We start from the raw sequence: 12217 nt of genomic DNA on the forward strand, positions 1-12217 counted from the left end.
TTGCCCCTCATGGATTGACATGCAGTGGCAACTCGCGCCGCCTGCCCGATACTAGGGACGGAGCCCCTGTCTGCGCATACCCTAAAGGGACGAGGCGCGCTAGTGTCGGGCAGTGCAAGCCGAATCACGGCGGCCCGCCCGCTTATGCCGTTTCACGCAGCGCCTCGCGCGGAACATCCGCTCCGATGACAACCTGCCAAAGCGTCACCGCTAGTCGATCAGCTTGCCCTGCGCGTCAAAGAACGGATGCGCTGCCCCATAGTCCCCGATCGCTGCCGCATGCGTCACCAGTCCGTGCGCCGGATGCCACCAGTGCAGCAGGTAGCCGGGCGGCTCCATGCGAAAGCGCGAGGGCGCCTGCGGGTCCAGGTCCAGCGCCACCTGGTGCGCCGGCCCGGGCGCGGTGATCGCGACCGTGCCGCCGAAGCGGCGCGTGATGTGCCGGTGCAGATGGCCGCACAGCACGCGTTCCACTCGCGGGTGGCGGCGCACGATGGCTTCGAGCGCGTCGGCGTTGGCCAGGCCCTGCTCGTCCATGTGGCCGATGCCGGTAAAGAACGGCGGATGGTGCAGCAACAGCAGGGTGGGGCGGGCCGGGTCGGCAGACAGTGCGGCATCCAGCCACGGCAATGCGGCCGGATCGACGCGCCCGCCGGGCTGGCCAGGTACGGTGCAGTCGAAGGCCACCAGCCGCAGCGGGCCCGCGTCGATGCTGTAGTGCACCGGGTCTTCGCCGCTGCCGGTGGCAAACAGGTAGTCGTGATCGGCAAAGACGCGGCGCAGCGCGCCGCGGCTGTCGTGGTTCCCCGGCAGCAGCCGCACGGGCATGGGTAGCCGCTGCAGGATCTGGCGCAGGAACTGGTATTCGCTTTCGGCGCCGAAGTCGACCAGGTCGCCGGTGACGATCACCGTGTCGGGCTGCTGCGGGGCCGCCAGCAGGGTGTCGATGCAGCGGTGCAGTGAGCCGGCGGTGTCAACCAGCCGGTACGACAGCTTGCCGCCGGCCTTGATGTGGAGGTCGGTGATGTGGGCGACCAGGTAGGGGGCGGTGTTCATGCTGCCAGGGCTTCAGGAAGGGTGATGAGGTGGCCGGTGTCGATGCGCAGGCCGACGCGGTCTCCGGCGCGCCAGTTGTCGCGGCGCGTGGTGTCGACGATGAGCGGCGCGGCGGCGCCGACTTCCACCAGCAGGCGCGTGCAGTTGCCAAGGAACAGGGCCGTGACCACGCTACCGTGCAGATGGGCGTTGTCCGCCTCCACCAGCGCCACGTCTTCGGGGCGGAACATCAGGTCGGCGCGCGGCGCAAGCGGGGATTCGTGCGCCCGGGGCACGACGCCGCCAGGCACGCGCCAGGCGCCGTTTTCGGCGGAGGCGGGCAGCCGGTTCATGGTGCCGATGAAATCCGCCACGAAGGCATTGGCCGGCGCGCGGTAGATATCCTGCGGCGTGCCCGTCTGCGCGATGCGGCCCTTGTCCATGACGATGATGCGGTCGCCCAGCGCCATGGCCTCGGCCTGGTCATGCGTGACATAGACGGCGGTGATGCCCAGGCTGCGCAGCAACTGGTTGATGTCGGCGCGCAGGGCGTCGCGCAGCTTGGCGTCGAGCGCGGTCAGCGGCTCGTCCAGCAGCAGCACGCGCGGCTGCACGGCAATGGCGCGCGCGAGCGCCACGCGCTGACGCTGGCCGCCCGAGAGCTGGTCCACGCGGCGGTCGGCAAAGGGTTCGAGATGCATCATCGCGAGCATGTCGTCAACCCGCCGGCGGCGCGTGGCGGCGTCTACGCGCCGCACGCGCAGCCCGTAGCCGATGTTTTCGGAGACGGTCATGTTGGGGAACAGCGCGTAGCTCTGGAACACCATGCCCACGCCGCGCTGCTCGATCGGCAGCGCGGTCACGCGGGTATCGCCGAACCAGACTTCGCCGCCCGCATCGGGATACTCCAGCCCGGCGATGATGCGCAGCGTGGTGGTCTTGCCGCAGCCGGACGGGCCCAGCAGCACCACGGTTTCCGCGGCGCCGATGTCGAGATCCAGCGGCTGCAGCGCCAGCGTGCCGTCGGCAAAGGTCTTGCCGCAATCGCGCAGCCTGATGGTGGTGGGTTCATGCATGGCGGGTCTCGGTATGAGGGTTGGCCGGCGTGGCGGCAACAGCTGGGGCGTGCGCCGCTTCGGGAACATGCTTGCGGGAACGCGCGCCCAGCGCGCTGAGCGCCTGCATCAGCACCAGCAGCGGAATGATCATGACGAAGAAGACGATGGTGTAGGCCGAGCCGATCTCCAGCCGCATCGAGGCATAGCTGTCGGCCAGGCCTACCGGCAACGTCTGCGTGGTGGGCGTGTGCAGCATCCAGGTCAGATTGAATTCGCCCACCGACAGCGTGACCACCATCAGCGCGCCGGCCAGGATGCCCTGGCGGCAATTGGGCAGCACCACGGTAAAGAAGCGCTGCAGGCGGCTGGCGCCAAGGCTGGCCGCCGCGTCTTCGAGCGTGCGGATATCGATGGCGGACAGGATGGCCAGCACCGAACGCACCATGAAGGGCAGGGTGAACAACACGTGGCCGATCAGGATGAACACCCAGCTCGTGCGCAGGGCCTGCCAGGTGCCGTAGAGCAGGATCAGGCCAAGCGCGGTCGCAAGCCCCGGAACGGCCACCGGCAGCATCAGCAATTCCTCGATCAGCCGGGTGACGCGGTTGCGCCGCAGCGCCATGCAATAGGCGGCCGGCACGCCCAGCACCAGCGTGCAGGCCAGGCAGGCCAGCGCGATCAGCAGCGACAGGAAGATGGTATTGCGATAGAGCGACCAGACTTCCACGAGCCAGCGCGTGGTCAGCCCGCTTTCCAGGCCGACGAAGATATTGTTGGTCAGGCCAGCCAGCACGGAGAGCACGACCGGCACGGTCATGAAGGCGCAGACCGCCAGCGTGAGCGCCAGTTGCAGCCAGTAGCCGGGGCGGCGATGGTTTGGGGTCATAGGGTTGGCTCCTAGGCTGTCGCAGCCACGGCGTCGCCGGAGAACCAGCGCGCGACCGCCAGCAAGGCCCAGGTGACGGTGCCCAGCAGGATGGACAGCGCGGCGGCCATGCCGAAGTTGGCGTAGTTGGTGAACTCGTTGTAGATGGTGAGCGGCAGCACGTCGAGTTGCGTGGCCAGCGTGAAGGCGGTACCGAACGCGCCCATGCTGGTGGCAAAGCAGATCGCGCCGCTGGAGATCATGGCCGGCATCAGCGCGGGCAGCATCACGTCGCGCACCACGCGCCAGGGACTGGCGCCCAGCGAGCGGGCCGCTTCTTCCAGCGAGGCGTCGAGCTTCTCCACGGCCGCCATCACCGTCAGGATCACGCGCGGGATCGAAAAATACAGGTAGCCGACGAACAGCCCGGCCAGGCCGTAGGCAAAGGTCCAGCGCTCGCCGGCGATCTTGTCGCCGACCATGGCCAGCAGGCCGTTGCGGCCACCGAGCATGATGACCATGAAGCCGATCACCACGCCGGGAAACGCCAGCGGAAAGGTCAGCATGGCCACCAGCACGGACTTGCCAGGGACCGCGTTGCGCTGCAGGAAGGTGCCGGCAATGCCGGCAATCACGAGCGTGGCCAGCGTCACGGCGGCCGACAGCAGCACGGTGACCAGCAGGCTGTGCAGGTAGCGCGGACTGGAGACCACGGTCCAGTACACGCCCGCGCCTTGCTCGCCGTTGATGCTGACCGCCAGGAGCCGCGCCATCGGCAGGCAGAAGAAGGCCAGGAAGACCACCAGTGCCGGCAAGGCGAACAGGAAGAGGGAGGGGGATCGGTTTGTCATGGCAGTGACGGGGTGATGGGCGGTGGGCGATGGCCTGGCTGAGCCGCCCGGTTGTCTCCCGGCTTGCGGGGAGACAACCATGAGGCGGGAAACCACATCGCCAGTCGTTAGCGCACTTGTCAGCGCACCTCCTTCAGGTACTGCTCGCTGAACGCCTTCTGCACGTCGGCCATCTTGCCGAAGTCCACCGCCTTGGCCCGTGCGTATTCGGTGGCCGGCAGGAAACGCGCCTGGACTTCCTTGGGCACCACGCCGGCGCGCACCGGGCGCAGGTAGGCGTTGGCCCACAGCGCCTGGCCGGCGTCGGACAGCACGAAGTCGAGCACCTTGCGGCCTTCGGCCTCATGCGGCGCCTTGTTGACCAGGCTCATCACGTAGGGAACCACCACCGAGCCCTCCTTGGGAATCACGAAGGCAACATTGGCGTGGTCCTTGTAGCGGGCACGATAGGCGTTGAAGTCATAGTCGAGCAGGATAGGGATTTCACCGGACAGCACGCGCGCATAGGCGGTCTGCTTGGGCACGATCGGCTGGTTCTTCTGCAGGTCCTTGAAATACTTGAAGGCCGGGCCGAAGTTGTCGAGCGTGCCGCCCATGGCCTGGTTGACCGCCACTGCGCCTACGTAGCCGACGAAGGCGCTGGCGGGGTCAAGATAGCCGACCAGGCCCTTGTACTCGGGCTTGAGCAGGTCGGCCCATGACTGCGGCACCGGCTTGCCGCGCAGCGCGTCGACATTGACCATGAAGCCCAGTGTGCCGGAATGGATGGCGAACCAGTTGCCCTGCGGGTCTTTCAGGCCGTCGGGAATGTCGGCCCAGTGGGCAGGCTTGTAGGCGGCGGTCACGCCGTCCTTCCTGGCCTGGATGCCGAAGGTCACGCCGTAGTAGACCACGTCGGCCACCGGGCTGGCCTTCTCGGCGACCAGCTGTGCCAGCGACTGGCCGGAGTTCTTGTTGTCCAGCGGCACGGTAACGCCGGTCTTTTCCTTGATGGCGCGGATCTGTGCCGCCCAGTCGGCCCATTCGGGCGGGCAGTTGTAGCAGATCGCGGTCTGGGCGGCCACGCCCTGGCTGAACGCGGCGGCGCCAAGCGCCAGGGCAATCCAGCGCAGCGGGCGGCGCCAGGAAGGAATAGGTTGCATGAGAGGCTCCTTGGTTGGGGACAGCGGTGGGGAATGCAGCATGCGCAGGCGGTCAGGCGCGATTCGGCGCGGTTATGGTGACGGCGGGGCGGCCACGGTGCCGTTGACGCGCAGCGCGTGCGGCAGCAGCGTGACGCGCGGCAGCGCCGCCGAGGCGCGTCCGCCATCGTGCAGCCGGGCAAGCAGCCGGCCGACGGCGCCGGCGCCGATCTCCACATTGGGTTGCACGACGGTGGCCAGCGGCGGTTCGACCACGTTGCCCAGCGCGATGCCGTCATAGCCCAGCACGGAGATGTCGCGCGGCACGCTCAGGCCGAGGCGCCGGAGGTCGGAGATCACGCCGATGGCCAGCAGGTCATTGGTGCAGAAAAAGGCACTGGGCGCATCGTTTGCCCGCACCAGCGCGCCGATCTGTCCGGCATTGCTGGCGGTGTGCGATGGCAGGCAGACTGGCGCGGCGGGCTTCAGCCCGTGCGCGCGCATGGCGTCCTGATAGCCGGCAAAGCGCTGGCGCGCGCGGTCCGAGGCGACAAAGGCGCCCGACACTACGGCGATGCGGCGGTGCCCGGCGGCGATCAGGGCCTCCACGCCGGCGCAGGCGCTGCGCCGGTTGTCCACCGATACTGAATGACGCCGGCTGCGCGGTCCGGCCTGGTTGTACGCCAGCACGTAGGGCACGCCCTCGGCGTCGAGTTGATCCAGCACCGTGCTGCGCGCCGCATCGGCCACGGTCAGCACCATGCCGTCCACGCGATGGCGCAACAGGTATTCCACGCGCTCGCGTTCGCGCGCCGGCTCGTAGCCGCTGGTGACCAGCATCAGCGAATAGCCGCCCGCCAGCGCGGTTTCCTCGATGCCGTGCCAGCACTCGGCGAACACCGCGTTTTCCAGCGTCGGCAGCATCACGCCGATCATGCGGGTCTGCTGGGCGCGCAGCTTGCTGCCCAGCAGGTTGGGGCGAAAGCTGAGCCGCAGCGCCGCCTCGCGCACACGCTGGGCCGTGGTGTCGCGCACCAGGTGCGGGCTGCTGAACACGCGCGAAGCGGTGGCGAGCGACACCCGCGCGGCTTGCGCCACGTCGATCAGGGTGGCGCCAGCCGTCGTATCGGGCCTGGCCCCGGCAGGATCCTTGCGATTCACGCTTGCAGCTCCGGATGAAAACGTTTTCATTGAAGGCGGAAAAAAGCGGGCGTCAAGGCATTCCGTCGCTGCACTGCCGCAGAAGGCGGCTGGCGGACGGGTGCCTGCACCCTGTCTGGACGGCATTCTGAGTGGGGTGGATGACAGGAGGATGACATCCGGGTGGGAGGGCGCCGCCGCGCCCGCGTCTAGGATCCGGCTGCCTAGGCCACTTCCCGCAGCGCGGTCTCGCGCGGCACAGGGGTGTCCCCCACGTGCCGCACCGACGGATACCCCGCCGCAAACACCAGCCGCCCGCCGGACCAGGTATGCGTGACCATCGGCTGCCCAGCCACGCCGGAGACGGCGATCACGTCCGCGCGCAGTCCCGGCGCCAGGCGGCCCCGGTCGTCCAGCTGGCAGGCATCGGCGGGATTCGCGGTGACCAGCGCCAGCGCCTCGTTCAGCGGCAGGTCGGCCAGGCGCGCGGCCGCATATGCGGCGGCGATCAGCGTGGACGGCTGGTAGTCCGAGCACAGGATGTTGCCCACGCCGGCGTGGATTGCGTCGATGGCGCGCATCGACCCGCTCTGGCTCTTGCCGCGCAGCACGTTGGGGGCGCCCAGGATGGTCGGCAGCGCGTGGGCGCACGCGGCTTGCGCGGTTTCCAGGTTGATCGGGAACTCGCTCATGCGCACGCCCAGCGCCTGCATGGCGGCGATGCGCTGCGGCGAATCGTCGTCATGGCTGGCGGTTGGAATGCCCAGCGCATGCGCGCTGGCCACCAGCCGGTTGACGCGCTCATGCGCGCCCTCCAGCGCGGCGGCCTTCTTCTGGGCGGCGTCGGCGGCTTGCTCGCGGCTCATGCCGTGGTTGCCCATCATATAGGCCAGGTAGGCGTCCATGGTCTTGAACTGGCCCTGGCCCGGCGAATGGTCCATCACGGACAGCAGGTCGACCACGCCCTCGGCCATCAGCGCTTCCAGCACCGGCACCGCGCCGGCATCGGTGACCTCGTAGCGGCAGTGGATGCGGTTGTCGACCAGGCTGTGGCTGCGATATGCGGCTACCGTGCGCACTACCGCGGCCGCGGTCTCGACATTGCGCACGCCGAACTGGTTGCCGGCGAAGGACAGCGCGTGGTACGGCGTGGTGATGCCCGCCGCGGCGTTGCGGCGGTCGACCTGGGCCACGGCAAAGTCCAGCGGGAACAGCACGCTGGCGCGGGGCTCGACTTCCTTTTCGATGGCGTCGCAATGCACGTCGACCAGGCCCGGCATCACGGTGTGGCCATGCAGGTCGATCACGGTAGCGTGGGCGGGCACGGCGGCGGGTGCCGGTTCGATGGCCGCGATGCGGCCATCCGTGATCAGCAGCGCGCTGTCGTGCAGCACGCGGTCCGGCAGCACCAGGGTGGCGTGGGTCAGGTAGGTAGCAGACATGTCCGGCTCCGTTCTGGAATTCGAATCAGGCAAGTGCGGTGGCGGGTTGCAGCGGCAGCAGGCGCGTGGCAACGGCATCGCGTACGGCTTCGTCGTGGAAGATGCCGATCAGCGCGCGCCCTTCGGCCAGGGCTTCGCGGATCAGGTCAACCACCACGGCGCGGTTGTCGGCGTCCAGCGAGGCGGTGGGCTCGTCCAGCAGCAGGATCGGGTGGCCGCCGATCAGGCCGCGCGCAATATTCACGCGTTGCTGCTCGCCGCCGGAGAAGGTGGCCGGCGGCAGGTCCCACAGGCGGCGCGGCAGGTTCAGGCGCGCCAGCAGTTCGGACGCGCGGGCGCGGGCTGCCTCATGGCTGGCGCCGCGCTGTCGCAGCGGATCGGCCACCACGTCGAGCGCGCCGACGCGGGGAATCGCGCGCAGGAACTGGCTGACATAGCCGATCACGTCGCGGCGCAGCCTCAGCACGCGCTGTTCGGGGGCATCGGTCAGTTCGACCCACGGCTCGCCCTCGGCGCTGGTATCGCGCAGGCGGATGCTGCCTTCGGTCGCCAGGTAGTTGCCGTACAGGCAGCGCAGCAGGGTGCTCTTGCCGGTGCCGGACGGCCCGGACAGCACCAGGCATTCGCCGCGCGCGGCATCGAAATCCATCGCGCGCAGCACCGGCAGGCGGATGCCGCCCTGGTTGTGCAGCGTGAACATCTTGCCGAGGCCGCGGACCTCGACCAGTTTCCGGGGGTGTTCTGCGTGCATCGTCGTCAGCCCTGCAGGATGGAAGAGACCAGCAACTGCGTGTACGGATGCTGGGGATCGTCGAGGATCTGGTCGGTCAGGCCTTGCTCCACCACGCGGCCGCCCTGCATGACCAGCGTGCGGTGCGCCAGCAGCCGCGCCACGGCCAGGTCGTGCGTGACCAGCACGGCGGCCAGGCCAAGGTCCGCCACCAGGCGGCGCAGCAGGTCGAGCAGGCGGGCCTGCACCGACACGTCCAGCGACGCGGTGGGCTCGTCCATGAACACCAGGCGCGGGTGCGTGACCAGGTTGCGCGCGATCTGCAGGCGCTGCTGCATGCCGCCGGAGAAGGTGCCCGGCACGTCGTCCAGGCGCGCCAGGTCGATCTCCATCTTTTCCAGCCAGTTGCCGGCGACTTCGCGCAGGTTGCCGTAGTGGCGCTCGCCCACGGCCATCAGGCGCTCGGCGATATTGGCGCCGGCGCTGACCTGCATGCGCAGGCCGTCGCGCGCGTGCTGGCGCACGAAGCCCCAGTCGGTGCGGGCCAGCAGCCGCAGGCGCGCGCTGGACAGCGTGGCCAGGTCAGTCAGGCCGGACTCGCGCATGTCGTAGCTGACGCTGCCGCGCTGGGCCGGGGCCTGCATCGACAAGGCCTGCAGCAGCGTGCTCTTGCCCGAGCCCGATTCGCCCACCACGCACAGCACCTCGCCCGGGTACAGGTCGAAACTGACATCATGGCAGCCGTGCAGGCCGTCCCAGGTGCGCGTCAGCTTGCGCACCGACAGCAGCGGGGTAGCGCTCATCGGGCACCCCCGGCAGCGGTCTTGACGGCCTGGGCCGCCTGGCGGTCGGCGCAGTATTCGGTGTCCGAGCACACGAACAGGCGCGTGCCGGCGTCGTCGGTGATGATCTCGTCCAGGTAGCTGTCGGTGGCCCCGCACTGGGCGCAGCAGCTCGACCACTTTTCCACGGTGAAGGGGTGGTCGGCAAAGTCCAGGCTCTTGACCTCGGTGTATGGCGGCACCGCATAGACGCGCTTCTCGCGCCCGGCGCCGAACAGCATCAGCGCGGGGCTGCGGTCGAGCTTGGGATTGTCGAACCTGGGAATCGGCGACGGCCGCATCATGTAGCGCTGGTTGACGATCACGGGGTAGTCGTAGGTGGTGGCGATATGGCCGTGATGGGCGATGTCCTCGTACAGCTTGACGTGCATCGCGCCGTACTCGGCCAGCGCGTGCATGGTGCGGGTCTCGCCCTCGCTCGGCTCCAGCCAGCGCAGCGGCTCGGGGATCGGCACCTGGAACACCATGGTCTGGCCCGCGCGCAGCGGGCTTTCCGGGATCCGGTGGCGGGTCTGGATGATGCTGGCCTCGGCGGTGCGCTCGGTGGTCTGCACGCCGGTGACGCGGCCGAAGAAGCGGCGGATATTGATGGCGTTGGTGGTGTCGTCCGAACCCTGGTCGATCACCTTGAGCACGTCATCCTTGCCGATGATGGCGGCGGTCACCTGGATGCCGCCGGTGCCCCAGCCGTAGGGCAGGGGCATCTCGCGGCTGCCGAAGGGGACCTGGTAGCCGGGAATCGCCACGGCCTTGAGCAGCGCGCGGCGCAGCATGCGCTTGGTCGACTCGTCGAGGTAGCCAAAGTTGTAATGGTCGTCGCGGGCAATGCCCGTGGACTGCGTAGCCTGGGCGGAGGTCATGCCAGGGTCTCCTCTTGCGTCTGCGGTTGCGTCTGGACGGCAGCGGGCACGGCACCATCCTGGTCCGCGCGCAGCCGGCGCAGCAGTTCCAGGTTGGCCTGGAAGTCCACGTAGTGAGGCAGCTTCAGGTGCTGCACGAAGCCGGAGGCCTCGACGTTGTCGCTGTGGTACAGCATGAATTCGATGTCATTGGCCGGGGCGTCGGCGGCTTCGCCCAGCTCTTCGGCGCGCATGGCGCGGTCGGCCAGCGCCATCGACATGGCCTTGCGCTCGTTGTAGCCGAACACCAGCCCGTAGCCGCGCGTGAAGCGCGGGGCTTCGTCGGCATTGCCGGCGAACTGGCTCACCATCTGGCATTCGGTCAGTTCGATCTCGCCGATGGTGACGGCAAATCCAAGCTCTTCCACGAACAGTTCGACCTCGGCCGTGCCGTAGCGGATCTCGGCCGCGAACGGGTGCGAGTTGCCGTAGCCGCGCTGGGTGGAATAGCCCATCGACAGCAGGAAGCCTTCGTCGGCGCGCGCCAGGTTCTGCAGGCGCGCGGCGCGGCTGGCGGGGAAGGACAGCGGCTCGCGCGTCAGGTCGGGCGGCGTGGGGTCGCCGGCGGGGATCGCGTCGGCCTCCACCAGTTCGTCGGCTTCCAGCAGCCCGGTCACGCGCGGCATGCTGGCGGCGAGGGGTTCGGGCGAGGGCGGCAGCGGTTCGGGATCGCGGCCGGCTTCAAGCGAGAAATCCAGCAGGCGCTGGGTGTAATCGTAGGTCGGCCCCAGTACCTGGCCGCCCGGCACGTCCTTGAAGGTGGACGAGATCCGGCGCTGCAGGCGCATCGCGCCGGTATCGACCGGCTGGGTGTAGCCGAAGCGCGCCAGCGTGGTGCGGTAGGCGCGCAGCAGGAAGATCGCCTCGATCTGGTCGCCGGCGGCCTGCTTCAATGCCAGCGCGGCCAGGTGCGGGTCGTACAGCGAGCCCTCGGCCATCACGCGCGATACCGCCAGCGGCATCTGTTCGCGGATCTGCGCCAGTGTGAGTTCCGGCACCGCGGTATCGCCGCGGCGGTAGGCATCGAGCATCTGGTACGAGTTGAGGATGGCGCGTTCACCTCCTTTGACGGCTACGTACATGTCATTCCTCCACCAGCGTGGTGCGCGTCAGGGCGCAGAAGCGGTCGCCGCTGGCCAGCAGCAGGTCCACGCCGAGCGGGAAGCCGGCGTTGTTGGCACGCCAGCTGGCACCGAAGTCCGCGGGCAGGCCGGCCACGCGCAGCAACTGCGTGGTGTCGATACCGGGGCCGCGCAGCGTGAACGGGTCGCCGTTGGTCAGCGAGGCGACTTCCACCAGCAGCGTGGCCGAGCGGTCCGGGAACGCCGGGTCGCCCTGCGCGCAGTCCGCCAGGGCCGGCATGGCGTATCCGGCGGGCACACATACGAAGGCCGCGGCGCCGACATCATCGGTAAGCGGGCAGCCACAGTGAAAGCGCAGGAACGCGCGTGCCGCCGCCGGCACGCCGGCGGGCAGCCAGACCGGGGTATCGGGATCGGCCAGCGTCAGCAGCAGCGCGGCCAGCGCGGGCGACAGGCCGTCGGGCAGACCGCTGGTCACGGGCAGTGTTTGCAGCCGGCCCGGATGGGCAAACGCCTGCAGCGCGGCGCGGAACACCTGCTGGGCGTCGTCGACCGGGTTATTGAAACCCGGCAGCAGCGAGGCGGCAGGCGCGGACAGGATCGGTTGGGTGGCAGTCATCTCAGTCCTCTCCCCGGACCATGGTGAAGAACTCGACGCGGGTCTGGGCGGCGGTGGCCGCCGCGTGCGCGGCGCGCTCGGCCTGTGCGCCGGCCAGCGGCGCGAGCACGAGCTCCTGCACGCGCTGGTGCCAGGCCGGGCGCTGCAGCAGCGCGTCCAGCACTGCAGCCTGTTCCGCATGGCTGGCGCTGCGGCCCTGGATATAGGCCACGCCCGCGGTGGCGCCGGCTGCACCGTCTTCCAGCACGACCGCGCAGCGCGTGACCGTGATTTCCCCCAGGTTGAACTGGGCGCCGGTACCGCCCGCGCGGGCCCGGACCATCGCCATGCCGGACTCCGGCTTGCGCAGCAGCCGGTAGGCCGGCAGGGCCTGTGCCTGGCCGAGCCGCTGGTAGGCGCCGTCGAGCGCGTCGGTGGGCGCGGTCGCCAGGATCCGGAGCCAGGCGGCGCGGGCGCTACGGTCGGCATGAGCCTGCGCGGTTTCGCTTTGCATCATCACCCCTATACGTCTATACGTTTAGATGTCGTTGCTG

At 69.1% G+C, this 12217-nt stretch carries 13 protein-coding genes; all 13 read right to left on the reverse strand.

The annotated features are described in order from the left end of the window. Window positions 1-210: 210 nt before the first annotated feature. A complete protein-coding gene (locus ACREYQ_RS24480; protein WP_432260579.1) occupies window positions 211-1056 on the reverse strand; it encodes a phosphodiesterase in 846 nt (281 codons plus the stop codon). Then, window positions 1053-2111, reverse strand: coding sequence for an ABC transporter ATP-binding protein (locus tag ACREYQ_RS24485; protein WP_432260580.1), 1059 nt, complete (start codon window positions 2109-2111; stop codon window positions 1053-1055). Before ACREYQ_RS24485 ends, ACREYQ_RS24480 begins: the two co-directional genes overlap by 4 nt. Further along, window positions 2104-2979 carry an ABC transporter permease gene (locus ACREYQ_RS24490; protein WP_432260581.1) on the reverse strand — a complete coding sequence of 292 codons (876 nt, stop codon included), beginning with the start codon at window positions 2977-2979 and terminating at the stop codon, window positions 2104-2106. The genes ACREYQ_RS24485 and ACREYQ_RS24490 overlap by 8 nt, the downstream gene beginning before the upstream one ends. Before the next feature lie 11 nt (window positions 2980-2990). Continuing rightward, complete coding sequence (locus ACREYQ_RS24495) at window positions 2991-3809, reverse strand: ABC transporter permease (RefSeq protein ID WP_432260582.1); 819 nt, start codon at window positions 3807-3809, stop codon at window positions 2991-2993. A gap of 119 nt (window positions 3810-3928) precedes the next feature. Then, the gene (locus ACREYQ_RS24500) at window positions 3929-4951 is read right to left on the reverse strand and encodes an ABC transporter substrate-binding protein (protein ID WP_432260583.1); all 1023 of its coding nucleotides are present in this window, start codon (window positions 4949-4951) and stop codon (window positions 3929-3931) included. A 72-nt stretch (window positions 4952-5023) separates the two neighbouring features. Next, complete coding sequence (locus ACREYQ_RS24505; RefSeq protein WP_432260584.1) at window positions 5024-6121, reverse strand: substrate-binding domain-containing protein; 1098 nt, start codon at window positions 6119-6121, stop codon at window positions 5024-5026. A 173-nt stretch (window positions 6122-6294) separates the two neighbouring features. Beyond that, complete coding sequence (locus tag ACREYQ_RS24510; protein WP_432260585.1) at window positions 6295-7512, reverse strand: alpha-D-ribose 1-methylphosphonate 5-triphosphate diphosphatase; 1218 nt, start codon at window positions 7510-7512, stop codon at window positions 6295-6297. Window positions 7513-7537: 25 nt separating this feature from the next. Continuing rightward, window positions 7538-8263, reverse strand: coding sequence for a phosphonate C-P lyase system protein PhnL (gene phnL, locus ACREYQ_RS24515; protein WP_432260586.1), 726 nt, complete (start codon window positions 8261-8263; stop codon window positions 7538-7540). Between the two features lie 5 nt (window positions 8264-8268). Then, window positions 8269-9045 (reverse strand): phosphonate C-P lyase system protein PhnK, encoded by a 777-nt coding sequence (gene phnK, locus ACREYQ_RS24520; protein WP_432260587.1) that lies wholly within the window; start codon window positions 9043-9045, stop codon window positions 8269-8271. Further along, entirely contained in the window at window positions 9042-9944 is a 903-nt protein-coding gene (locus ACREYQ_RS24525) for an alpha-D-ribose 1-methylphosphonate 5-phosphate C-P-lyase PhnJ (protein ID WP_432260588.1), read from the reverse strand. Before ACREYQ_RS24525 ends, phnK begins: the two co-directional genes overlap by 4 nt. Beyond that, window positions 9941-11065, reverse strand: coding sequence for a carbon-phosphorus lyase complex subunit PhnI (locus ACREYQ_RS24530; RefSeq protein WP_432260589.1), 1125 nt, complete (start codon window positions 11063-11065; stop codon window positions 9941-9943). Before ACREYQ_RS24530 ends, ACREYQ_RS24525 begins: the two co-directional genes overlap by 4 nt. Window position 11066: 1 nt before the next feature. Next, window positions 11067-11684, reverse strand: a complete 618-nt coding sequence (gene phnH, locus ACREYQ_RS24535) for a phosphonate C-P lyase system protein PhnH (RefSeq protein WP_432260590.1) — start codon at window positions 11682-11684, stop codon at window positions 11067-11069. 1 nt (window position 11685) lies between these two features. Beyond that, window positions 11686-12180: a phosphonate C-P lyase system protein PhnG gene (gene phnG / locus ACREYQ_RS24540; protein ID WP_432260591.1), complete on the reverse strand. Its 495-nt coding sequence runs from the start codon at window positions 12178-12180 to the stop codon at window positions 11686-11688. Between the last annotated feature and the right edge of the window lie 37 nt (window positions 12181-12217).

The organism is Cupriavidus sp. TMH.W2 (assembly GCF_050847365.1).
Lineage (GTDB): Bacteria > Pseudomonadota > Gammaproteobacteria > Burkholderiales > Burkholderiaceae > Cupriavidus.